The 23,777-nt window shown below is 66.9% G+C and carries 14 protein-coding genes; 8 read left to right on the forward strand and 6 right to left on the reverse strand.

Features of this window, described 5'->3' with window-relative positions; genetic code table 11:
- Window positions 1-92: 92 nt before the first annotated feature.
- Complete coding sequence (locus JY96_RS09665) at window positions 93-1,601, reverse strand: MFS transporter (RefSeq protein WP_035036959.1); 1,509 nt, start codon at window positions 1,599-1,601, stop codon at window positions 93-95.
- Between the two features lie 77 nt (window positions 1,602-1,678).
- On the opposite strand from JY96_RS09665, the gene JY96_RS09670 reads away from it, so the two are divergent.
- Together JY96_RS09670 and JY96_RS24205 are read left to right on the forward strand one after the other, a co-directional pair.
- On the forward strand, window positions 1,679-2,608 hold the full coding sequence (locus JY96_RS09670; RefSeq protein WP_035036962.1) for a LysR family transcriptional regulator: 930 nt from the start codon (window positions 1,679-1,681) through the stop codon (window positions 2,606-2,608).
- A gap of 210 nt (window positions 2,609-2,818) precedes the next feature.
- A complete protein-coding gene (locus JY96_RS24205; RefSeq protein ID WP_200883482.1) occupies window positions 2,819-4,342 on the forward strand; it encodes a methyl-accepting chemotaxis protein in 1,524 nt (507 codons plus the stop codon).
- 14 nt (window positions 4,343-4,356) lie between these two features.
- Here the strand turns inward: JY96_RS24205 and JY96_RS09680 are convergent, their stop codons facing one another.
- The gene (locus tag JY96_RS09680) at window positions 4,357-5,547 is read right to left on the reverse strand and encodes an amino acid aminotransferase (protein ID WP_035036967.1); all 1,191 of its coding nucleotides are present in this window, start codon (window positions 5,545-5,547) and stop codon (window positions 4,357-4,359) included.
- A gap of 183 nt (window positions 5,548-5,730) precedes the next feature.
- On the opposite strand from JY96_RS09680, the gene JY96_RS09685 reads away from it, so the two are divergent.
- The 4 genes from JY96_RS09685 (at window position 5,731) to fghA (ending at window position 11,417) form a co-directional block, all read left to right on the forward strand.
- Window positions 5,731-7,407 carry a hypothetical protein gene (locus JY96_RS09685; RefSeq protein ID WP_152606431.1) on the forward strand — a complete coding sequence of 559 codons (1,677 nt, stop codon included), beginning with the start codon at window positions 5,731-5,733 and terminating at the stop codon, window positions 7,405-7,407.
- Window positions 7,408-7,660: 253 nt separating this feature from the next.
- Window positions 7,661-9,214 carry a DUF5666 domain-containing protein gene (locus tag JY96_RS09690; RefSeq protein ID WP_035036972.1) on the forward strand — a complete coding sequence of 518 codons (1,554 nt, stop codon included), beginning with the start codon at window positions 7,661-7,663 and terminating at the stop codon, window positions 9,212-9,214.
- A gap of 120 nt (window positions 9,215-9,334) precedes the next feature.
- A complete protein-coding gene (locus JY96_RS09695; protein WP_035036974.1) occupies window positions 9,335-10,453 on the forward strand; it encodes an S-(hydroxymethyl)glutathione dehydrogenase/class III alcohol dehydrogenase in 1,119 nt (372 codons plus the stop codon).
- 109 nt (window positions 10,454-10,562) lie between these two features.
- A complete protein-coding gene (gene fghA / locus JY96_RS09700; protein WP_035036976.1) occupies window positions 10,563-11,417 on the forward strand; it encodes an S-formylglutathione hydrolase in 855 nt (284 codons plus the stop codon).
- A 13-nt stretch (window positions 11,418-11,430) separates the two neighbouring features.
- On the opposite strand, the gene JY96_RS09705 is transcribed toward fghA, so the two are convergent.
- The 3 genes from JY96_RS09705 to JY96_RS09715 all read right to left on the reverse strand — a co-directional run bounded on the left by JY96_RS09705 (window position 11,431) and on the right by JY96_RS09715 (window position 19,433).
- Entirely contained in the window at window positions 11,431-13,080 is a 1,650-nt protein-coding gene (locus JY96_RS09705; RefSeq protein WP_035036978.1) for a ShlB/FhaC/HecB family hemolysin secretion/activation protein, read from the reverse strand.
- A 72-nt stretch (window positions 13,081-13,152) separates the two neighbouring features.
- On the reverse strand, window positions 13,153-17,778 hold the full coding sequence (locus JY96_RS09710; protein ID WP_052162343.1) for an MBG domain-containing protein: 4,626 nt from the start codon (window positions 17,776-17,778) through the stop codon (window positions 13,153-13,155).
- Window positions 17,779-17,879: 101 nt separating this feature from the next.
- Window positions 17,880-19,433, reverse strand: a complete 1,554-nt coding sequence (locus JY96_RS09715) for a methyl-accepting chemotaxis protein (RefSeq protein WP_052162344.1) — start codon at window positions 19,431-19,433, stop codon at window positions 17,880-17,882.
- 190 nt (window positions 19,434-19,623) lie between these two features.
- On the opposite strand from JY96_RS09715, the gene JY96_RS09720 reads away from it, so the two are divergent.
- Window positions 19,624-20,547, forward strand: coding sequence for a hypothetical protein (locus tag JY96_RS09720; RefSeq protein WP_035036980.1), 924 nt, complete (start codon window positions 19,624-19,626; stop codon window positions 20,545-20,547).
- Between the two features lie 124 nt (window positions 20,548-20,671).
- Complete coding sequence (locus JY96_RS09725) at window positions 20,672-21,097, forward strand: hypothetical protein (protein WP_035036982.1); 426 nt, start codon at window positions 20,672-20,674, stop codon at window positions 21,095-21,097.
- An 18-nt stretch (window positions 21,098-21,115) separates the two neighbouring features.
- Here JY96_RS09725 and mgtA read toward each other — a convergent pair whose 3' ends face one another.
- A complete protein-coding gene (gene mgtA / locus JY96_RS09730) occupies window positions 21,116-23,752 on the reverse strand; it encodes a magnesium-translocating P-type ATPase (RefSeq protein ID WP_235333891.1) in 2,637 nt (878 codons plus the stop codon).
- Window positions 23,753-23,777 lie beyond the last annotated feature (25 nt).

Below are 23,777 nucleotides of genomic sequence, written 5' to 3' on the forward strand. Positions count from 1 at the left end.
CGCGGCCGGGCAGACAGGTTCTGGCCACATCCTGACACTGATCCGAACGGACCTCTACCGGGGTTCCCTGGGGTTGAAATGTCGGCGCGACATCAGACGAATTTCTTCTGGCAGGCCAGCGCCACGGCGGCCAGCACGGCCACCACGCACAGGGCCCAGTAGTAATCCAGACACGCCATCAGGGTGGCCTGCTGCGCCATCAGGCTGGACAGATTCGCCAGCGCCTCCGGCAGCGGGTTGGCGCCCAGGGCCATCGGGTCCACCACCCCGTTGCCATACAGGGGGCTCAAGGCGGCGGTGCTTTCGGCCAGGCGCTCGTAATGCAGGGTGCCCCGCATCTGCAACACCACGGTGGCCATGGACACGCCGCTGGCATTGGCCACCTCGCGCAGGGCGTTCTTGACCTGGTAGGCGTGCGAGAACACTTTCTCGTCCACATGCCGGAAGGTGCCCATGGCCGCCGTGCCCTGCGCCACGGCCAGGAACACCCCGCTGTTGAGCAACAAGGGCCAGAACAAGGCCTCTTGCGTGACCTCGCCCGTCATGCCGCTCATCCACCAGCCGTGCACGAACAGCACGGCCAGCGCAAACCACAGGTAGTGCTTGAGCTGGGCGTGGCGCTGTGCCAGCCGGAAGTGGACCAGCATGGTCAACAAGCCGAACAAGGAGGTGGCGCTCAAGAGCCAGCCGCTGGAGGTGACCGTGAAGCCCAGCCCCTGGACCAGGAAGACCGGCGTCATGTAGCTGCTCACCGCGCTCACGAGGTAACAAAAGAAGTAGACGGACAAGCCCACCAGGAAGCGCGCATCCACGAAGTGGCGGTAGGGGATCAGCCCATCGTGGCGCGACCAGTCATGCCAGATGAAGGCGCCCAACGCGAGCATGGCGACGATGGCCAGCTCCCACAGGCCGAAGGCGCCGCTGAACACGTCGTACTGGACGCGCTCCAGCGCAAACTGCAGCAGGAAGATCCCCGCCACCAGCACCAGCGTGCCGCCGGCATGCACCTGGCCGGGGTTGTCGTGCTCGACGGGCTCGTGATCGGGCATCGCGTACTCGACCAGCCAGGCCACCACGGCCGTCAGGGGCACCATGACCAGGAACACGGCGCGCCAGCCCCAGGCATCCAGCAGGTGGGCAGCCAGCAGCGGGGCCAGGCTGGCGCCCAGGAAGATGCCCACCGCAAAACGCTGCAAGGCCCCCAGGCGCGCCGCGCCCCGGTAGTGGTTGACCTGCACGCGCCCGCCAGTGAAAAAGGCCGAGCCGCCCACGGCCTGCACCATGCGCCCGGCGATGTACATGGGCACGTCATTGGCCAGGCCGGTCATCAAGGCGCCCAGGGCGAACACCAGCAAGGAAAAGCGGATGAAGCGCCGGTAACCCCAGCGCTGCACCAGCACCCGGTGCTTGAACAACATCACCACGGCCACGCCGGCATACGCGGCGGCGGCCAGGCTGAACTCCTCGGGCGCGGCCTCGATGCCGCCCATGATGTAGCGCGACGAAAACGAGGCCATCACGCTTTGCAGGTACTCCAGGAAGACCAGCGCCGTCACCGAGAGCAAATGGGCCTGGCGCTGGCGGGGCGGGATGTCGTTCATGGGGCACTGGGAGTCGGTTGCGCCTGATTTTCCGGCGCCCCCTAAAATCAATCCAATCGATTGATTTGATTCCACTCATGCCTGACATCGATATCAGCTACGCCGCGCTGCGCAAACTGGACCTGAACCTGCTGGTGGCCTTTGACGCCATGCTGCAAGAGCGCCACGTCGGGCGGGCTGCGGCCAGGCTGTTCATTGGCCAGCCGGCGATGAGCCATGCCCTGGCACGCCTGCGCGCGGTGCTGGACGACGAGCTGTTCGTGCGCACCGGCCAGGGCATGGTGCCCACCGCTCGGGCCCTGGCCCTGGGCCCGCGTGTGCGCGCCTGGCTGGGCGAGGGGGCGGGCCTGTTGCTGAAGCACGAGGGCTTTGACCCGGGCGCCGCCGAGGGCCTGGTGCGGCTGTCCATCCCCGACGGGCTGGAAGGCCTGATCCTGCCGCGCCTGATGGCCACGCTGCGCGCCCAGGCCCCCGGCATCCGCCTGCGCACGCAACTGCTGGAGGTGGAGCAGCTGCAGCGCGCGCTCGATGACGACGAGCTGGATCTGGCCATCGTGGGGGTGGACCTGCCCTGGCGCAGCTGGCACCAACGCGTGCACCTGCTGCGTTGCGGTTTCCACTACATCCATTCACCCGAGCAGATCAGCCTGCCGCGCTCGGCCGGCCTGGCGCATCTGGCCCGGCTGGACCACGTGGTCAGCAGCCACCGCGGCGAGGCCGCCAGCGTGGTGGACCAGTGCTTTGCGGCGCAAGGCCTGAGCCGGCGCGTGGTGGCCTCGCTCGCCAGCATGACGGCCATCCTGCACACGCTCAAGCAAGCGCCGCTGGTGTCCATCCAGCCGGCCCTGTATGCCGAGCTGTTCCAGGTGCCCGGGCTGGTCACGCGCCCCCTGCGCACCGACCCGCCCCTGCAGATTCCCATCGACATGGCCTGGCACAAGCGCAACGACCAGCAGCCCCTGCACCACTACGTGCGCGCGCAGATCATGTCGATCACAAAGCACTGATTACCCCCTCATTTCTCATCACCAGGTGAAGACCCTTTCCGTGAAGATGATTTGACTGGGCGGCCATTTACCGCCCAGCAGCCGCCCGGAGATCCAGCATTTCTCAGGCGGAGATGCGATCCCCTTGGCACCAAGCAGTCCTTTCACCAACGGGTTCTCATGATGTTCAATTGGTTCAGACAATTCAGCGTCGCATCGCGGCTGCGGGCCATGGCCCTGCTGGCCGTGGCGGGCGTGATCGGCGTGGCCTGCGCGCTGATGTGGTCCAGCTACACACAACAACTCGCCGCCCGGCAGACCGCCGTGCGACAGGCCGTGGAGGTCGCGTACTCGATGCTGCAGTCGGTGCATGCACGGCAGGAAGCTGGCGAGCTCACCGAGCTGCAGGCGCAAAAGACGGCGCTGGCCGCGCTGGACAAGCTGCGCTACAGCGGCAGCGAATACTTCTGGGTCAACGACATGGGCCCGCGCATCATCCACCACCCCATCAAGCCCCAGCTCGACGGGCAGGACGCCAGCAACATCAAGGACCCCAATGGCGTCTACCTGTTCAAGGCCTTTGTGGACACGGTGCGCACGCAGGGCGAAGGCTTTGTGCGCTACCAGTGGCCCAAGCCGGGCATGGACCAGCCGCAGGACAAGGTCTCTTACGTCAAGGGTTTTGCGCCCTGGGGTTGGGTGCTGGGCTCGGGCCTGTACCTCGATGACGTGGAGGCGGCCTTCAAGGCACAGGCGTTCAAGGCCATCGGCATGGTGCTGCTCACGGCCCTGATGCTGTGGGGGCTGATCGAGATCACCGCGCGCGACCTGAGCAGAGGCGTGCAGGTGGCCGTCAAGCGCGCCGAAGCGATCGCAGCAGGCGACCTGGCCACCGGTCAATCGCCCCACATGCTGGCGCGGGGCCGCGACGAGATCGCCCGCCTGCTCAAGGCCATGCAGCACATGTGCGAAGGCCTGGGCCGCACGGTGGGCGAGGTGCGCAACAGCGTGGACAACGTGGCCATGGCCAGCCAGCAGATCGCGGCGGGCAACATCGACCTGAGCGTGCGCACCGAACAGGCCTCGGCGCGGCTGCAGCACACGGCCTCGTCGATGGAGCAGTTCTCCAGCACGGTGCAGCACAACGCGCAGTCATCGACCTCGGCACAGGAGATGGCGGCCGAAGCCTCCAGCCAGGCCCAGCGCGGCGGCGAGGTGGTGTCTCAGGTGGTGCACACGATGGAAGCGATTCATGCCAGCGCGCGCAAGATTTCCGACATCATCGGTGTGATCGATGGCATCGCCTTCCAGACCAACATCCTGGCCTTGAATGCCGCTGTGGAAGCCGCCCGTGCGGGTGAGCAGGGTCGCGGCTTTGCCGTGGTGGCCGGCGAGGTGCGCACCCTGGCGCAACGCAGCGCCCAGGCGGCCCGCGAGATCAAGTCACTCATTCAGGCTTCGACCGAACAGGTCGAGTCTGGCGCCAGCCTGGTGCAGGATGCCGGGCAGACCATGCAGTCCATCGTGGCCTCGGTCGAGAAGGTGGCCTCGCTGATCCATGAGATCGCGCACGCCACCACCGAGCAGACACAAGGCGTGAGCACCATCCACACGGCCGTGTCCGAGCTGGACCAGATGACGCAGCAGAACGCCTCGCTGGTGGAAGAGTCTGCGGCGGCAGCAGGCAGCCTGAAGGACCAGGCCGATGCGCTGGCCCAGGTCGTCAGCCGCTTCAGGGTGGCGGGCGCGTTCTAAGGCCCGCGCCTGGCTTACAACACGGCTGCCAGGGCCTCGGCCACGCGGTCCACGTTGTTGTTGTTCAGGCCGGCCACGCACATGCGGCCCGAGCGCAGCACGTACACACCGTGCTGCTCGCGCAGGATGTCGGCCTGCTCGGCGCTCAGGCCGGTGTAGCTGAACATGCCGCGCTGCTTGATGAAGTAGCTGAAGTCGCGGCCAGGCACGCGCTGCACCAGGCCGTCATACAGGCGCTGGCGCATCAGCTGGATGCGGCTGCGCATGGCGCCCAGCTCATCGGCCCACAGCTTGTGCAGGGCCGGTGTCTGCAGCACACGGGCCACGATCTGGCCACCGTGCGTGGGCGGGCTCGAATAGTTGCGGCGCACCGCCGACATCAACTGGCCAAACACGCGGCCGGCCTGGTCCTTGTCCGGGCAGACCACGCTCAGGCCGCCCACGCGCTCGCCGTACAGCGAGAAGCTCTTGGAAAACGAGTTGGCCACGAAGAAGGGCACGCCGGCATCGGCCAGGGCGCGGATGGCGTGGGCGTCTTCGTCGATGCCGTCACCAAAGCCCTGGTAGGCGATATCCAGATACGGCAGCAGCTGGCGGTCACGCAGCACGGGGATCAGCTCGGCCCATTGCGCCACGCTCAGGTCCACGCCAGTGGGGTTGTGGCAGCAGGCATGCAGCAGCACGATGCTGTGCTTGGGCAGCGCCTTGATCGTGTCCAGCATGGCGTCAAACAGCAGGCCGCCTGTGGCCGGGTCGTAATACGGGTAGGTGTTGACCACGAAGCCCGCGCCTTCGAACATGGCGCGGTGGTTGTCCCAGGTGGGGTCGCTCACCCACACCTGCGAATCAGGGAAGTAGCGCTTGAGGAAATCGCCGCCCACCTTCAGGCCACCCGAGCCACCCAGGGTCTGCAAGGTGGCGATGCGGCCGCTCTTGACGGCTTCATGGTCGGCGCCGAACAGCAGGTGCTGCACGGCCTCACGGTAGTTTGCCGCACCCGCCATGGGCTGGTAGGGCTTGGGGCCGATGGTGGCCAGCATGGCGGACTCGGCCTCGCGCACGGCGGCCATCACGGGCAGGCGGCCTTCTTCGTCGAAGTAGATGCCGATGCTCAGGTTGATCTTGCCCTGACGGGGGTCTTTCTGGAAGTCCTCGTTGAGCGTGAGGATGGGGTCGCCTGGGTAGGCATCAACGTGCTTGAACATGGGTCGCCTTGTGGGGAATGCAGGTAAGTGCAGAGGGATGGACCGCATTATCGCCACGCCCCGGCCCCGTCCGGATTCCTGAATCACGAAAAAGCGCCCAAACGCCCTTGTTCATGGCAGATCGCGATCGGGCGCTTCGCGGCATCGTGTGTGCTGCCGCTGGCCTGCGCCTGGAGCTTTCTCATGCACACACCATTTCGCCCTGTTCAACCCTCTTTTTCTCTGACCCAACGTGCAGTCTGGCGTGGTCTGGCAACCGCCTCCCTGGCGGCCGTTTCCTTGCTGAGCGCCTGTGGCGGCGGCGGGGGCGGTGGGGGTGGCAGCGAGGCGGCCGGCAGCGCCAACGCCGGCTCGGTGGCGACCTCGCCCTGGCCTTTCCCCATCGGCATGTCCGTGGGTTCGCCTGCCGCGCTGGCCAACAGCAGTGCCGTGGTCAGTGGGGCCATGGGCGTGGACAACCTGGGCCTGCACACCGCCATGACCACCCAGCAAGCCGTGGTGGCCAGCCAGGCCGACGCCGTGGCCACCGGCCGCCTGGGCCTGTCGGGCTCCGGCCTGGTCAACGTGGCGGCGCTGTTTGACACCTCGGCGCGCAGCCATGCCGCCTGTTATGGCCAGACCGTGGCCTACCTCAACCATGACAACGCCAGCGGCACCAACGGCACGCTGCCGCTGGGTGAAGTCGCCATCTGGCGCGACACCGACCCCAGCACCAGCCAGGCCTGCGCCGCGGCTGAACTGGCTGCCCAGACCCAGGGCGTGAGCGCCCAGGCGCACCAGGCCACGCTGCTGATGGCCGCCCTGCGCCAGGCTGTGGCCGCCGACACCAACGTGCTGCTGCCTGCAGCGGGCTCGTCGGTCGATCTGAGCAGCAAGGCCAGCACCTTGCTGACGCCCCTGCTGAGTGGCGCCAGCGTGCAGGCTGCCAGCGTGGCCCTGAACACGGATAGCAGCGAATACACCTACCGCCTGGTCTTGCAACGTGGCAGCGGCGCCAGCGCCCAGACGCTGGAGATCACCGTGCTGCACACGCCGGCCGATACCGATGCCCACTATGCGGGCGTGCTGCGCCTGGCCTTGTCCTACCTGAGCACGGATGCCAGCATCGGCTGCGTGGACCAGACAGACAGCAGCGCGCGCTACAAGGTCGCCCGCCTGGTCTCGCTGGGCTACAACCGCCAGGACCAATGGCTGAGCCTGCGCCTGCGCGCCGGGCAATACTGCGGCAACGGCAGCAGCAACACCAACCAGTTCGAGGAGCTGGCCGCCACCGCCATGTCTGGTGAGCTGGACCCGGCCGTGTTCCTGGCCAGCAACCTGCGCGGCAGCACGCTGGGCTGGCGCCAAGGCTTCATGCGCATGGCCAATGACGTGCTCGTGTCGGCCCAGACCAGTGACTTTGCCTACGCCTGGCAAGACCTGCCCCTGAGCGGCCTGAGCCGCGCACGCATGTTCGCGGGCCACGGCACCCTGGACACCAGCACCCAGGCCCGCACGCTGGCGCTGTTCCATGGCTACACCGACGACATCAGCAACACGGACGGCACCATGCGCGGCATGGTCTGCAACTGGAGCGGCCCCGGCGCCACCAAGACCGTGCAGAACGCCTACCAGTACCAGCAGTTGACCCTGGGCAGCAGCGCCACGGACTGGGCACTGGGCACCTCGCGAGTGCACTACGCGCCGACCAACAGCTGCAGCGCCAGCAGCACCATGCGCTTTGATGCCAATGGGGACGGCAGCCTGGGCAGCAGCGAAGGCCAGAGCTTCAGCTCGGACCTGGCGGTGCCCTCTGGCAGCAACGATGTGCACGACGAGCTGATCCAGCAGGGCTACCTGTCGCCCGTGTTGTTGATGTGACGCCGTGCCTGCCGGCTGCGCAAAATATCTTTACGCACCGGCGTATCAAAACGTAACGATCCTGTATCGGGCATTCATCACAGCCCGGTCACAAGCTCGGTCTGCTGCCTCAGGACACGCCAGACAGCACAACGGCCCGCCCTCCAATGGCGGGCCGTTTCAATCCGATACAACCATAAAAAGGCTGCCTCACGATAGTTCGTTCGTACCCGATCGAACCGGGCCATGAGCCCACCACCGCATGAGGACAACCATGAAAAGCAGTACCCCCCTCTTCAAGCTCTCGGCCCTGGCCGTTGCCGTGGTCACCACGCTCACGCTCGTTGCCTGTGGCGGCGGCGGAGGCTCCAGCAGCAGCGCCAGTTCCGGTGGCACAGCGGGCACCAGCAGCTACAGCGGCTCGATCAGCGGCCTGGGCTCGATTGTCGTGAACGGGGTGCGTTTCAGCACAACGGGCGCCACGACAGCCGACGAAGACAACCCTGATCAGCCCTTCACCAAGGCCTTTGGCCTGGGTACCACCGTGACGGTGACCGGTACGGTCAACAGCGACGGCGTCACCGGCACGGCCACCTCGGTCGTGGTGCATGGCGGCGTGCGTGGCCAGGTGACGGCGGTCGACGCGGTCAACAACACCTTCACCGTGGCGGGTCAGACCATCACCGTGGACAACAACACCGTGTTCGATGGCACGACGGCGGGCTTCGGCCTGAGCACCCTGGTGGCCAACACGACCTTCGTCGAGGTCTATGGCGTGTACGACAGCGCCACCGGCACCGTGAAGGCCTCTCGCGTGGAAGAGGAAACCAATGCGGGCGTGGCCGCACTGGGCTTTGCGGTGAAGGGCCTGATCAGCAACATCGATACCAGCGCCCACACATTCGACCTGACGCTGCGTTCCGGTGTCGTGGCCCACGTGTCCTACACCTCGGACGCCAACGTCAAGCCCACCGGCACCACGCTGGTCAATGGCGCCGACGTGCGCATCCTGATGGACCAGGCCAATGCCAATGCCCTGGCAGCCGCCAGCAGTGGCACCGTCAACGTGACGGCCACCAAGGTGCTGGTCAAGCGCAACAAGCAGGCGGATGGCTCGGTCGCCAAGCTGCAAGGCGCCATCCTCACCATCAGCGGCGATCGCAACACCTGGACCATCGGCGACGCCACCATCGACGTGTCGCAAAGCCCCGAACTGGAAGGCGTGAACCTCGCCACCATTACCGCAGGCACGGTGGTGAAGGTCAAGGGCACCTTCGTCAATGGCGTGCTGGTGGCCAGGTCAATCGAGTCCGACGGCTTCGAACGCAGCCAGGCTGACGGCGGCGTCAAGCTGTATGGTGCCGTCAGCGCCGTGGACAGCACCAGCACCCCCAACACCTTCGTGGTGCAAGGCGTGACCGTGACGATGGGCGGCAGCACGATCGGCAGCCTGCCCGTGGCGGGCACCTATGTGGAAGTCCTCGCGCGCCCCGACAGCAATGGCGTGTTGACGGCCGTGCGCATCGGCACCCAGACCGGTGGCGAAGCACCGCGCAGCTTCGAGCTGTTCGGCACCGCCCCCTGCACGGCTGGCCAGTCCGACCTGGCGGGCACGTTCACGCTGGCCCTGCGCGATGGCAGCCTGCCGGTGGACGGCAGCACGGCCACCTTCGACGTGGGCAGCCAGGTCGACATGACGGCCTCCAACACCACCGAGATGTGCGTGCTGGAAGTCAAGGGCTCGATGACCACGGTCAACAACGTGAAGACGCTCAAGGCCTCGGTGATCGAGGTGCTCAAGCGCGCTGCCAGCGTCTCCTTGCGCTGAACCGCGTCACGCTGGATGCAAGGCCGCCTTCGGGCGGCCTTTTTCTTGCCGGCCGCGCCGAGCCTTTCAAGCTGTGGAATAGTGCGAGCTTCACCGATCACACTCGCCTGGAGCCCCCACATGAAGACCAAAGCCGCAGTCGCCTGGAAAGCCGGCGCCCCTTTGACCATTGAAGAACTCGATCTGCAAGGCCCGCGTGAAGGCGAAGTGCTCGTCGAGATCAAGGCCACCGGCATCTGCCACACCGATTACTACACCCTCTCCGGCGCCGACCCTGAAGGCCTGTTCCCCGCCGTGCTCGGCCACGAAGGCGCCGGCGTGGTGGTCGATGTGGGCCCGGGCGTCAAATCCCTGCGCAAGAACGACCACGTCATCCCGCTGTACACGCCCGAATGCCGCGAGTGCAAGTTCTGCCTGAGCCGCAAGACCAACCTGTGCCAGAAGATCCGCGCCACGCAGGGCAAGGGCCTGATGCCCGATGGCAGCTCGCGCTTCTCGCTCAACGGCCAGCCCATCCTGCACTACATGGGCACCTCCACCTTCAGCAACTACATCGTGGTGCCCGAGATCGCCCTGGCCAAGGTGCGTGAAGACGCCCCCTTCGAGACCATCTGCTACATCGGCTGCGGCGTGACCACCGGCGTGGGCGCCGTGCTGTTCACCGCCAAGGTCGAGGCGGGCGCCAACGTGGTCGTGTTCGGCCTGGGCGGCATCGGCCTGAACGTGATCCAGGGCGCCAAGATGGTGGGCGCCGACAAGATCATCGGCGTGGACCTGAACCCGGACCGCGAAGCCATGGGCCGCGCGTTCGGCATGACCCACTTCCTCAACCCCAAGGACATCGAGGCCGCCGGCGGCAACATCGTGGACGCCATCGTGCAGCTGACCGATGGCGGCGCCGACTACAGCTTCGAGTGCATCGGCAACACCAAGGTGATGCGCCAGGCCCTGGAGTGCACGCACAAGGGCTGGGGCCGCTCCATCATCATCGGCGTGGCCGAGGCCGGTGCCGAGATCGCCACGCGCCCCTTCCAGCTGGTCACCGGCCGCAAGTGGGAAGGCTCAGCCTTCGGTGGCGCACGCGGCCGCACCGACGTGCCCAAGATCGTGGACTGGTACATGGACGGCAAGCTCAAGATCGACAGCCTGATCACGCACAAGCTGCGCCTGGACCAGATCAACGAGGGCTTTGACCTGATGAAGCGCGGCGAATCGATCCGCTCTGTTGTGGTGTATTGACCCACCCCCTACGCGCTGCGCGCGCCCCCTCAAGGGGGCAACGCCAGCAGCCCGGCCAAGCCGGATCTGCGGCGTTCGCTTGGTTGAACCTGTCGTTGAAGGACCGTACATGACTCTGGAACTGATCAGCGCGCACGGCTGCTTTGGCGGCGTGCAGCGCTTTTATCGCCACGCCTCGGCGGCCATCGGCCTGCCCATGCAGTTCGGCGTGTACCTGCCGCCGCAGGCCCTGGAGCCTGGCGCCAAGGTGCCCGTGCTGTTCTACCTCGCGGGCCTGACCTGCAACGAAGAGACGTTCGCCATCAAGGCCGGCGCACAAGCGCACGCGGCGCGGCTGGGCCTGGCCATCGTCACGCCCGACACCAGCCCGCGCGGCGCCGAGATCGAAGGCGAAGCCGATGAATGGGACTTCGGCGTGGGCGCGGGCTTCTACCTCAACGCCACCCAAGCCCCATGGGACGCCAACTGGCAGATGGAAACCTACATCACGCAGGAGCTGCACGCGCTGGTCGAGCACCACCTGCCGGTGGACATGGACCGTGTGGGCATCTTCGGCCACTCGATGGGTGGCCACGGCGCCTTGACGCTGGCCCTGCGCAACCCCGGCCTGTACCGCTCGGTATCGGCCTTTGCGCCCATTGCCGCGCCCTCACAGTGCCCTTGGGGCCACAAGGCCTTCACCGGCTACCTGGGGCCCGACCGCGGCCCATGGAGCGCACACGACGCCAGCGCGCTGATGATCGAGTACCCCATGCCGCCGTATCCAGAAGGCATCCTCATCGACCAGGGCCTGGCCGACAAGTTCCTGCCCACGCAGCTGCACCCCGAGCAGTTCGAAGCGGCCTGCGCCCAGATCGGCCAGCCGCTCACCCTGCGTCGCCACGAGGGTTATGACCACGGCTATTACTTCATCCAGAGCTTCGTGGCCGACCACCTGGCCCACCACGCCCGCTGCCTGGCTTGATCGGGCGCCAATCTCAGAAGCGCAGGCCGATCGAGGCCCAGACGCGCGGCTGGCGGTCCACCGTGTCGGACTGCGGGGCGCCGCCGCGATCACGCCAGGCCAGGCTGACATCCACACTCCAGCGGCCTTGTGAGGCACGCACGCCGATGCCGGCGCCGCTGATGCTGCGGCCACGGTCGCCATCGGCCCAGGGATGGCGGTTGATCGTGACGCCGCCGGCATCGTAGAAGACATAGGGCACGGCCGGGCCCACGGTGTAGCGGGCTTCGAGCTGGGCCAGCCAGCCCTCGTCGCCAAAGCCTTCACCACCGGGGTAGGCGCGCACACCTGATACGCCGCCCACGCCAAAGTCTTCCGAAGAGTCGAGGTTCTTGCCCGCCCACTGCGCCGACACACGGCCATACAGGCTCAGGTTCGGCAGCGCCGTGGCCTGCACCCGGGCGAGGTCCAGGTTCCATTTGTCAAAGCTGCCGCGGCCATGGGCCGTCACGGCATCGCTGGCCTGCAAGGCGGCATCCAGGTGCAAGCGGCCGTTCGCATAAGCCAGGCTGCCATAACTGAGGCCACCGCCGCCCAGGCCATCACGCACGTCGAACTGCATCGAGATGGGCAGGGACTGGCTTTGTTTGTCGTTGTGCATATCGGCCGCGCCTTGCTGGTCCTTCAAGGACTTGTACTGGTAGCTGAGCCCCACGGTGACATTGGCCTGCTGCGAGCGCAGCCAGGGGTAGGTCACGCCCACGGACGTGATGTCGGCCGAGCCGGTGGCCTCCAGGGCGGCGAACTGCTGGCCCAGCTCGTAGTAGGTGTGCGCATGGCTGATCTGCCCGCGCAAGCCGGAGGTGCCCAGCGGCAGGCTGTAGCCCAGCTGGCCCAGCCATTGCCCGGCATCGCTGTAGGTGCTGCGCAGCGTGAACTGGTCGCCGAACAGGAAGGGGCTGTCGAACTGCAGGTTCAGCCGTGCGCGGTACTCGCCCGTGTAGCGGTTGCCCTGGTTGTCCAGGCCGACCTCGCCCGACCAGCGCCGCTCGGTGGAGACCGGCACGACCAGGTCGCCCGTCCCGACGCTCTGGCCCGGGCGCATGATCGGCGCCGCCACCAGGCCGGGCTGGTCGGACAGGATGAGCGTGGCGCGCTCCAGCGAGGCCGCGTCGATCACGGCGCCAGGCTGCAGAGCACGGAGGAAGCCTTGCGCGGCCGCCGCCAGACGGGCATCACCCGTGGCGCGGATCTGGCCATAACGACCTTCGACGATCGCGATGGTGACTTGCCCATCGGCCAGCGCTTGAGCCGGCAGGTAGGCGCGCGCAAAGGGGTAGCCCTGGCCGCGGTAGTACGCCGAGATGCGCTGCGCCAGCGCTTGCAGCCCGGCCAGGTCATAACGTTGCCCCCGCACCTCGCCCAGCACGCTGGACAACTGCTCGCTGGTGAAAACCGTGTGCCCTTCGAAGCGCACGGCCTCCAGGACCACGGTCTGGCCACCGGGCAAGGCCGCATCGGGGGCGGGCGGCGTGATCGTCAGCCCTTGGGCAGGGCGAGGCGGCGTGGGTGCGGCACGTTCCTGCTGAAGCAGGCGGCCCGCGTCGGGCAGGGTCTGAGCCTGTGCGCTCAAGGCGGCCGTGGCCAGAGCCAAGAACCAGGTGCAAGGACGGATGGCGATCATGACAAAGCTCTCTGCGTGATGGTGGCAAACGGGCAGGTGCCCCGTGGATCAGGACGAACTGGTCCGAACCGGTCAGCGGCGGGGCGTCGGCAAGGCGGCGTACGCGGCGGGTTGCCGGATGCCGCCGTTGACGACAAACACGCGCATGAAGCCCTGGCGATCGGGGCCCGCGCCCGCTGCCGATGAAGCAAGCGACGCGGACGGATCCTCGGCGACCACGTCGACGAAGGTCAGGCCCTGGCTGCCTTGGGAGCCGTTGTCGCGCCGCATCCCGCCCGCACTGCCCAGTTGCGTGGTCGAGCCTGGCGTCCCCACCGCGGTGCCGGCCTCGGGCAGGCTCGGTGGCATCGGCGTGTTCAGCGCCTGCACGACGGGCCAGCGCCAGGCTTCGGTCACCGCAGCGCCTGCGGGGGTGTTGGCGTCCACGCCCACCGTGCGGATGAGGAAGGTGCCGCCTACAAAGCTGATCTCATAGTTGTCGTTGAGCGCGCTGGTCAAGGTGCCTTGCGTGATGGCGTAAGAGCCCGCGCCTTCGCCGGGCTCGCGCACCAGCGCCCCCACCAGGCTGTCGCCCGTCAGCAAGCCACATGGGCCGCTGGCGGCACCACAGTCGCTCGTGTAGCCCAGCACCGGGTCCGCCTGGCCCAGCAGCTTGCTCTGGTTCTGTGCCCCCACCGAGACGGGGCGGCGCGAGATCGTCAGCGTGCCGTTGCTGGCCGTGACGACGTAGTTGCTGTTGCTCAGCGCCGAGGCGTCGATGGTGTAGCTGCCCACGTTCTCGCCGGCCGTGCGCGTCAGGGCCCCGCTCAGGCTGTCACCGGACAGCAAGCCACCACTGGTCACCGTGTAGCTCAGGCCCGGGTCGCTGTCGCCGTACACCTTGGACTGGTTGTCCGCCGTGATGCTGATCGGCCGCGCATCGATCGTCAGCGTGCCGTTGCTGGCCGTGACGACGTAGTTGCGGTTGTTCAGCGCCGAAGCGTCGATGGTGTAGCTGCCCACATTCTCGCCGGCCGTGCGCGTCAGGGCCCCGCTCAGGCTGTCACCGGACAGCAAGCCACCACTGGTCACCGTGTAGCTCAGGCCCGGGTCGCTGTCGCCGTACACCTTGGACTGGTTGTCTGCCGTGATGCTGATCGGCCGCGCATCGATCGTCAGGCCATTTGGTGCCGTGCGTGTGCCGCTCAGGTCATAGCCGTTCTGGGTGGAGTACAGCGCCAGGGTATAGGTGCCGGCATCCACGGCGTTGCCCGCTGTGCCGCCCAACAGGATCTTGCTGGCGTCCGCGCTGCCGCTGACGGTGTAGCCCGCGCCACCGCTGTAGACCTGCTGGTCGTAGGTCTTCGTCGCATCGCTCACGGAGCTCACGGTCAAGGGCGTCAGGAAGGCGCGCAACAGCGGGTAGCTGTCACCTTCGTACAGGCGCCAGACCTTGCCGGTGCCGCCCGCATCGTCGATGTCCCAGCCGGTGAAGGTGGCGAGCTGGCGCATCTCTGCGGCCGTCTTGCCCGTGCCCCCGAACGACGTCGCGGGGCCGGCCGTCTCGTTGTTCCAGAAGCTGTTGATCACCGGGGCGCTGGCGTCCAGCGAGCTGCCGCCCACCAGCGCCTTGCCCGCCGAGGTACCGGTCACGGGGCTGACGCTGTAGCTGTTCTCAATGCTGCTGAGGTACTGGTGTGCCCCGACCAGCCCACCCACTTGCCCGGCATTACCCTGAAGGCTGTGCACCGTGCCCGACGAATAGCTGTTGAGGATCTGGCTGTGATCCAGATTCAGGCCCACGAGCCCACCCATGATGTTGCCCCCCGTGACCGAGGCGCTCGAGTACGAGCCACTGATGACGCTGTATTGCTCGTTGCGCGCGATCAGCCCGCCCACATACAGGCTGGTGCCCGGCCCGGTGACCGAGCCCTCCGCGTACGCATTGCTCACCGTGCCCTGCACGTTGAAGCCGATCAGCCCACCCAGCCAGTTGGAGCCGTTGACCCCGACGACGTTGCCGGAGAAGTAGCTGTTGCTCACCGTGGTGCCATTGGCATAGCCGATCAGCCCGCCGCAGTAGTTGCCGCAGGTGACCGACGCGGTGCTCAACCCGAGGTTGCTGATGGCCGCATTCGTCGTTTGGGCGAACAGCCCGCCAGCGAAGTTCTGAGCCAGGTAGACCGACAGGTTGCTGACCACATGCCCCTGCCCGTCGAGGGTGCCGGTGAAGTTATCCATGGGCGCGAAGCTGCCCGCGAAGTTACCCGAGGCATTGGCCCCGGTTCCGCGCCACAGCTCGCTCTGGTTGTTCAGGTCGCCACTGAAGCTCACGTCCTGACGCAGCTTGTAGCTCGCCCCCTGGTCCAGCGTCATCAGTTGCAGCTGGTGGGCATTGCCGATGCTGTGGGCCCACTCCATGCGCAGGAAGGGGCGGGTCTGCCCTTCGCGGATGTACCAGGTTTGGCCGAAATCAAAGCCGCTGTAGCTGGCCTGACTGTAGGCATCGATGCTGCCGGTGCTGCTGTGCAGGCCCGTGGCTGTCGACACGCCCGAGCCACCGCTGGCCAGCGTCGTGCTGTCGATGTCCCAGTAGCTGTCCGTGATCACACCGCCGTTGGCCCCGACCAGGCCGCCTCGGTTGTTGTTGAACACATTCATGTTGCCCGTGGCATAACTGCGCGCGATGCTGCCGACGTTGACGCCCACGAGCCCGCCGAAATTGTCCTGGCTGGCGTACTCGCTCAGGCTCACGGTGCTGTAGGCATCGGCGATCGCCCCCTCGTTGACCCCGACCAGGCCGCCCAGGCGGTTGCCGCCTCGCACCGTGCCGCTGGCGTAGCTCTCCTGCACGGTGCCGGTGGCGAAGTTGTCGCCGGCCAGGGCGCCCGCATGGGTGCCGCCGCTCACGTCCGCGCGCTCGACGTAGCTGCGGCTCACGAGGCCGCCGTTGGCGCCGACCAGTGCCCCCACCCGTGCGTTACCCCGGATGGTCGCATTCTCGAGCCCCACGTGACGGATGCTCGCCGCCGATGAGGTCGCCCCGAACAGGCCCACCCAGGACTGACTTGGCCGTGCGATCGTCAGGCCGCTGATCACATGCCCCAGCCCGTCGAACTGGCCCGAGAACGCCACCGTCCCATCACCCACGGGCGAAAAGCCGCCGGACCAGCCGGAAGTCGCGCTGGCGTCGATATCGGCCCCCAGCACATAGCGCCCACCCAGATCGCCCTGCATGCCCTGCAGATCGGCGCCGGTGGTCGAGCCCTGCGCCCCCAGGCCCGTGATGACCTGCCAGCTGTTCAGGCTGCCATCGCTGCCCAGCCGGGTCAGGAAGTTGGCCCCCGCCTGCAGGTTGATGCGCCCGCCGCCCAGCGTGTAGTAGGCCGTGTTGCCCGCCGCGACGCCGCCCTGGCCATACGCCAGTTCGAGCTGCCCGTTGGCATGGCTGGCCGTGATGTCCGCGTTGATGCCGATGTGGCGGTAGGCCGACAAGGTCAGGCGGGTGGCCGCCCCCCAGCTGATCGCATCGTTGACAAAGATGTCGCCGTTGCCCGAGGCGTTGCCCGCGCCGCAGCTGGCGTTGCTGCAGTTGACGCCGCCACCGGTTGTCTCGATGGTGACATTGGCGTTGGCCAGTGCGGCCGACAGCGCCGCGCCGGTGATGTCGCCCCCACTGGCTGCGATGGTGAAGTCATAGGGGTCGATCAGCCACTGGCCCGCTTTCACCACGGCGCCATCGGCCACCTTGACCCTGGCGGCGCTGGTTTCGACGAAGCCGCCCGAGCCCCCCTGCGGGGCCGAAGCATCGAGCCGGCCCGCGACACGCACCACGCCGTGCTGCATGTCGCCCATGAGCACGATCTCGCCCTTCTCGCCCGTGGCCAGGGTGCGCGCCTCGGTGATGCCGGTGTGGTTGATCACGCTGGAGGCCAGATCGCCTGCGGCCTTGGCGGTCAGGTACACGGTGCCGCCATCGGCCCGGATGCCGCCGCCCTGCTCGATGACGGCTTGCAGGCTGCCCTCCTCGACCTCGATCTTCACCGGCCCGCCCAGATCCAGGCGCACCGTGCGGCCTGCGGCCATGAACACATGCCCTTGCGGCGCCACGATCTGGCCGGTGTTCTCGACGCGTGCCGCAATGAGGGCGACCGTGCCGCCCTTGGCCACCTGGAGCTGGCCTTCGTTGCGCACGGTGGCGGTGCTGCTGCCGCTGAAGCGATAGCGACCCGCCATGAAATCCTCGGTCGACAGGTTCAGCGTGGAGGCCAGCAGGCCGCCGGTATTGACCTGCGCCGTCGGGCTGAACAGCACGCCGTTGGGGTTCACCAGGAACACCCGGCCATTCGCGTCCAGCGCCCCCTGGATGACGGAGACATTGGCGCCCAGCACCCGGTTGAGCGCCACCGCCGTGGATGAGGGTTGCACAAACCGGACGCGTTGCCCGGCCCCGATGTCAAAGCTCTGCCAGTCGGCCGCCATGGACGCGCTGCGCTGCTGCACGGTCAGCGTCGAACCGGATTGGCTGATGCTGCCTTCGCCCGCCGTGATGATGCCGCCTGTGGGCAGCGCACCGGCCTGCACCGTGGCACTGGCCAGCACGAGCGGCGCGGCCAGCACGCCCTCCCCGCAGCGTTTGCCGCTTGCACGCGCGCACTCGGCGACGACAACAAAGGCTTGGCGGACGTCACTCCAGACGTGGCGATAGGCACGGTTCATGGCTTCCCCGAAATGTCAATGATCCGGTTGGAGACTAAAACCCTGCAAGGCCGCGAAGCGGCCGTAATTACGGGGCGCGACGGCCTGTTATCGCGGCATGGTCACGAGGCCAATCGAAAAACGGATACCGCCTGCACCAGTTGTTGCGCCTGCAGCTTGAGGCTTTCGGCCGCCGCCGCGCTCTCTTCCACCAGCGCGGCGTTCTGCTGCGTGGTCTGGTCCATCTGGCTGACCGCCTCGCTGACCTGCGACACGCCCGAGCTTTGCTCGGTGCTGGCGCTGCTGATCTCGCCCACGATGTCGTTGACGCGGCGGATGGCGGTCACCACCTCCTGCATGGTGGCACCGGCCTGGTCCACCAGGGCCGAACCCCGCTCGACGCGCTCCACGCTGGCGTTGATCAGCGACTTGATCTCCTTGGCGGCCTCGGCGGAGCGTTGCGCCAGGTTGCGCACCTCACCAGCCACCACGGCAAAGCCGCGCCCCTGCTCGCCCGCACGGGCGGCTTCCACCGCCGCATTCAAGGCCAGGATGTTGGTCTGGAAGGCGATGCCGTCGATCACGGTGATGATGTCCGAGATCTTGCGCGAGCTCTCGTTGATGTCCTTCATGGTCTCGACCACCTGGCTCACCACCTCGCCACCCTGCACCGCCACCGTCGACGCCCCATTGGCCAGTTGGCTGGCCTGCCGCGCGCTGTCAGCGTTCTGGTTGACGGTCGAGCCCAACTGCTCCATGGAGGCCGCAGTCTGCTGCAGCGCCGAGGCCTGCTCCTCCGTGCGCTGGCTCAAATCCTGGTTGCCCTGGGCAATCTGCGCGCTGGCCGTGGCCACGCTCTCGGCGCCCTGGCGCACCCCGCCGACCATCTGCACCAGGTTGTCCCGCATGTCAGACAAGGCCTGCAGCAACAAGCCGACCTCATCACGGCCACCGGTCGAAAGGCGGGCGCTCAGGTCCCCATCGGCGATGCGGCGCGCCACCTCGGCGGCGGCCACCATGGGCCGCGTCACCATGCGGGTGATCCACACAGCCAGGAAGCTCGCCAGCGCCACCACGCCCAGCACCATGGCCACCACCCAGGCGCGTGCCTGCACATAAGTGGCATGCGCTTGCGTCGTGGCGGCACTGGCCCCCTTGCTGTTCAAGGCCAGCAAGTCGTCGCTGGCCGCCAGCAAGGCCCGGAAGGCCACGCGCGACTGCTGCCGGTAGAACTGCTGGGCCTCGGCCTGTTTGGCCGCCCCCTGGTTGGACAAGGCGATCAACTGCTCATGCGCCTGCAGGTACGCCGCCTCCCTGGCCTTCAGCGACTCATACAGCTGGCGTTCTTGCGGCGACTCGATCGTCGGCTCATATTGGCGCGTCAACTCCGCGATGCGCGCCATGGTCCTGGCCAACTCCTGCTCCTCGCCGCGCCGCTCATCGGCGCTCAGTGCCATCAGATGCAGCGCTTCATTGCGGCGGTACTGGTTGACCATGCTCTTCAAGTCACCCAGCATCTGCAGGCTGGGCACCCAGTTGCTGGCCATCTCTTCCGTATTCGCATTGATGCGCGACAGCTGCGCCACGGCAAAACCGCCCACCAGGGCCGTCAGCAAGACCACCACGGCAAAGGCCGCGCCCAGCTTCTTGCCCAGCTTGATGTCAGACAGGTCCATGAGACTCCTCGTTACTTCAAAACACTCGCTGTCGTGTTTTCGGAAAGACCTGATCACACTTAAGGGTAATTTGTTGCCAATGCAGCGAATAACTCCTTTCGCACCCACCCCTAGAAGCATCACCACGGCTCGACACCCCCCGCCCCTTGCGGTAGAACCCGGTTCATCACATGGTGAAAAGGAGCGCGCGATGGGGGCCAGATGGCTGTGGGTGGCTCTGCTGACGAGCCTGATGCTGACGCCGCCGGTGCACGCCCAGACCTGCGCGCAAAAAGCCGAACTGCTCAGCAGCGCCGAGGTCTACCGCGATCTGCCCCGCTACGTGACCGGCCTGGGCTGGCAGGGCGCACGCACCGACCGCCTGCCCGCCAACAGCGTGGTCTGGGTCTGCCAGGACCGTGCGGTGGACTTCGGCTTCTCTAGCAAGACCTGGTCACAGGTCGGCTACCGGGCCCCGCGCCCCACCGACCCCTGGCGTTTTGGCTGGATCCTCAAGGAGCAATGGCGCCCGGTGGCACGCAAGCCGACGCGGCAATCCCTGGCAGCAGGCGGGATCCAGCTCGCGGCCTACCCGGCCAGGCCAGGCAACACGAACAGCGCGCCCACCAAGGCCACGCCCACCGAGGTACCACCCGAGGTGCCTCCCCATGCGCCAGCTGACACGCCGCCTGATGTAGCGCCCGATGCGCCGCCTGACGCACCACCGAACCAGCCCCCCGGCACGGCCAGCACGGACAACGCCGACACGCCGCCCACCCTGCCTGCCAGCAAATCCGGCAGCGGTGCCGTGCTCGACACCCCACCCGAGAGCGCCAGCCTGGGCGAGCAGATCGTGCTGTACGGCCCCCTGTTCCTGGCGATGCTGCTGGGCATGCTGGCCAAGGCCCTGTTCGACCTGCTGGACGACAGCAAGCCCTCCTGGCGCGAACACCTGCGCCACGGCGCCATGGCCATCGTGATCTCGCCCATCGTGTTCCTGGGCTTCATCACCGCCGGCCAGTTCAACAGCTCCTCACAGACCTTCCTGGTGCTGGCGCTGTTTGCCTTCCAGAACGGCTTTTTCTGGCAGACCGTGCTCAAGCGCAACCCGCCCGCGCCCGAGCAACCCGCCTGATCCGGCACCGGTTGACGGCCGCCTCCGGGGGCCATGCTGGTGGTCGCTCTTTGCAGCTTCTTTACACAAGGGCCAGACGTGGCGGCGTATGCTCGCTTTCTCCTGCATCGCTCCTGGTTGACTCATGATCAAGCATGTCATTCGCGGCGTGGCCCTGGTGGGCGCCTGTGTGCTGTCCTTCCTGTTGTGGACGGCCTTTCACATCCCCAACACCCAGGACATCGACATCGCCAACGCCCTGGCCGACGAGGTCAGCACCCACTATGGGCAATTCCACCCCCGCCCGGAGGTGAACAAGACCAGCCTGGGCAAGGTGCTGTACCCCCACCCCGGCCCCGGCGGCACGCCCACCTTCGTGATCTACGAAGTCACCGACCCCATCGAGCGCGCCAGCATCGTGGCGGCCACGCGCCAGGCCCTGGGCAAGGCCCACGCCCGCACCGCCACCCTGAAGTTCTACGAACGCCAGAACGTGACGCACTTTGAAGGCGGCGGCATCCGCCGTGGCCCCGAGCACCTGCTGGAAACCGACATGGTCACCGCTGGCTGAGCCGGTTGACGCCAGGCCTCACATCAAGGCAAAGCGCCGGCGCAACCAGCGCGTGAGCAGCGTGGTCAAGGCCAGGTAACCCACCAGGATGGCCGCGAGCGCTGGCCAGTAGCCCCAAGGCAGCGCCACCAGGCCCAATGAAGACGCCAGCGGCGAATACGGCAACACCACACCCAGCGCACACACGCCCAGCGTCGTGCCCAGCAAGGCCTTGCTCGCACGGCTTTGCACAAAGGGCAGGCGCCCGGTGCGGATGATGTGGATGATCAGCGTCTGCGACAGCAGCGACTCCACGAACCAGCCCGTGTGGAACAGCGCCGCCTGCTCGGGCGCCTGCGCCTTGAACACATAGAACATCAGCGCAAACGTGGCGTAGTCGAACACCGAACTGATGGGCCCCACCAGCACCATGAAGCGGGCGATGTTGCCGATCTCCCAGCGGCGCGGCTGCATCAGCTCTTCACGGTCCACCTCGTCACTGGGAATGGCCGACTGCGAGATGTCGTACAGCAGGTTGTTGGTCAGCACCTGGATCGGCGCCATCGGCAGGAAGGGCAACCACGCGCTCGCCCCCAGCACGCTGAACATGTTGCCGAAGTTGGAGCTGGCGCCCATGCGGATGTACTTGAGCAGGTTGCCAAACACCTTGCGGCCCTCGATCACCCCGTCGTTGAGCACCATCAGGCTCTTCTTGAGCAGGATGATGTCGGCCGACTCCTTGGCGATGTCCACCGCCGTGTCCACCGACACGCCCACATCGGCCGCCTTCAGTGCCGGCCCGTCGTTGATGCCATCGCCCAGGTAACCCACCACATGGCCACGTGCGCGCAAGGCCCCGATCACACGGGCCTTCTGCGCGGGGGACAACTTGGCAAACACCCGCGTCTGGTTGACTGCCTGCTGCAGTTGCGGGTCATCCATGGCCTCGATCTCGGCGCCCAGCAGCGTGTGCTCCACAGGCAGCGCCACCTCGCGGCAAATCTTGTTGGTGACGATCTCGTTGTCGCCTGTCAGGATCTTCACCGTCACCCCATGGCGGGACAAGGCCGACAAGGCTTCGCGCACGCCCTCCTTGGGTGGGTCCAGAAAGGCGATGAAGCCCAGCAGCACCAGATCGGCCTCGTCGGCCACGCTCACGGGTGGCTGGCCTTCGGGCAGCGGTTTGTAGGCAATGGCGATCACGCGAAAGCCATCTTCATTGAGCGCACGGCTGGTGGCCTGCACACGCGCGAGGTGGCTGTCGTCCAGCGCAAAGCGCAAGCCACTGGACTCTGCCTGCGTGCAGGCGGCAAACACCTCTTCCACAGCCCCCTTGCAGATCAGCAGGCGCTGGCCCTGGCCTTCCACCACCACGGACATGCGCCGGCGCTGGAAGTCGAACGGGATCTCGTCGACCTTCTGATACTGCCCCTGCTCATGCAACTTTTCATGCACCTCGGTGTACTTGAGCACGGCCTGGTCCAGCTGGCTGCGCAGCCCCGACTGGTAGTAGCTGTTGAGGTAGGCGAAGTCCAGCACCCAGTCGCTGGGCTGGCCATCCAGGTCCACGTACTTTTCCAGGATGATGCGGTCCTGCGTGAGCGTGCCGGTCTTGTCGGTGCACAACACGTCCATCGCACCGAAGTTCTGGATGGCCTGCAGGCGCTTGACGATCACCTTCTTGCGCGACATGGTCAGCGCGCCCTTGGCCAGGTTCACCGTGACCAGCATGGGCAGCATCTCGGGCGTCAGGCCCACGGCCACGGCGGTGGCGAACAACAAGGCCTCCAGCCAGTCGCCCTTGGTCAGGCCGTTGATCACGAACACCAGCGGCACCATCACGGCCATGAAGCGCAGCATCAACCAGGTGAAGCGGTTCAGGCCGGTGTCAAAGCTGCTGGGGCCGCGCTCGCCCGTCATGGCCTGCGCGATGCCACCGAACACAGCACGCGCGCCGGTGTGCACCACCACGGCCGTGGCCGAGCCGCTGGCCACGTGGGTGCCCATGTAGCAGGCATTGCGCAGCGCCATGGCGTCCACGCCGGGTGACTCGACCAGCGCGTATTTCTCCACCGGCAGGGACTCGCCCGTCAAGGCCGCCTCGTTGACGAAGAAGTCGCGGGCGCTGAGCAGCAGCACATCCGCGGGGATCAGGTCACCGGCGGACAGGTGCACCACGTCGCCAGGCACCAGCTGCGCGATGGGCAGCTCCTGCAGCCCCCCGACCTGCGTCCCAACGGCATTTGCGTTGCCGCTGGTGCTGGCCTCCTGATGCCGCAACACGGTGGCGGTGGTGTGCACCATGGCGCGCAAAGCCGCGGCCGCGCGGTCAGAGCGGCGCTCCTGCACAAAGCCCAGGCTGATGCTGAGCACCACCATCAGGAAGATGATGATGGCCGATTCGCTGTTGCCCGTCAGCAGCGACACCAATGACAGGCCGAACAACAGGAAGTTCAGCGGGTTGGCGACCTTGTGCAGCAACTGCACCAGCAGGCTGCGTGTGCCGGGCGGGCTGGCCTGGTTGGGGCCGAACTGGGCCAGTCTCTGCCTGGCCTGCACCGGGCTCAGGCCCTCTACGCGCGTGTCCAGCGCCGCCAGCACCTGCTCGGCAGGCAAGGCAGCCAGTGCGCTCAGGCCTGGCCCCGTTTCAACAGGTGTCGCGGCGGCATGGTTCATGGCGGGCATCATGGCCCATTCTCAT

Source organism: Aquabacterium sp. NJ1, assembly GCF_000768065.1.
GTDB lineage: Bacteria > Pseudomonadota > Gammaproteobacteria > Burkholderiales > Burkholderiaceae_C > Aquabacterium.

Coding starts and splice junctions, on each gene's coding strand:
- JY96_RS09685 (WP_152606431.1), top strand. CDS start 5,731: ATGCACACACCATTTCGCCCTGTTCAACCCTCTTTTTCTCTGACCCAA.
- JY96_RS09720 (WP_035036980.1), top strand. CDS start 19,624: ATGGGGGCCAGATGGCTGTGGGTGGCTCTGCTGACGAGCCTGATGCTG.
- fghA (WP_035036976.1), top strand. CDS start 10,563: ATGACTCTGGAACTGATCAGCGCGCACGGCTGCTTTGGCGGCGTGCAG.
- JY96_RS09680 (WP_035036967.1), bottom strand. CDS start 5,547: ATGTTCAAGCACGTTGATGCCTACCCAGGCGACCCCATCCTCACGCTC.
- JY96_RS09710 (WP_052162343.1), bottom strand. CDS start 17,778: ATGAACCGTGCCTATCGCCACGTCTGGAGTGACGTCCGCCAAGCCTTT.
- JY96_RS09715 (WP_052162344.1), bottom strand. CDS start 19,433: ATGGACCTGTCTGACATCAAGCTGGGCAAGAAGCTGGGCGCGGCCTTT.
- JY96_RS09725 (WP_035036982.1), top strand. CDS start 20,672: ATGATCAAGCATGTCATTCGCGGCGTGGCCCTGGTGGGCGCCTGTGTG.
- JY96_RS09690 (WP_035036972.1), top strand. CDS start 7,661: ATGAAAAGCAGTACCCCCCTCTTCAAGCTCTCGGCCCTGGCCGTTGCC.
- JY96_RS09695 (WP_035036974.1), top strand. CDS start 9,335: ATGAAGACCAAAGCCGCAGTCGCCTGGAAAGCCGGCGCCCCTTTGACC.
- mgtA (WP_235333891.1), bottom strand. CDS start 23,752: ATGAACCATGCCGCCGCGACACCTGTTGAAACGGGGCCAGGCCTGAGC.
- JY96_RS09670 (WP_035036962.1), top strand. CDS start 1,679: ATGCCTGACATCGATATCAGCTACGCCGCGCTGCGCAAACTGGACCTG.
- JY96_RS24205 (WP_200883482.1), top strand. CDS start 2,819: ATGGCCCTGCTGGCCGTGGCGGGCGTGATCGGCGTGGCCTGCGCGCTG.
- JY96_RS09705 (WP_035036978.1), bottom strand. CDS start 13,080: ATGATCGCCATCCGTCCTTGCACCTGGTTCTTGGCTCTGGCCACGGCC.
- JY96_RS09665 (WP_035036959.1), bottom strand. CDS start 1,601: ATGAACGACATCCCGCCCCGCCAGCGCCAGGCCCATTTGCTCTCGGTG.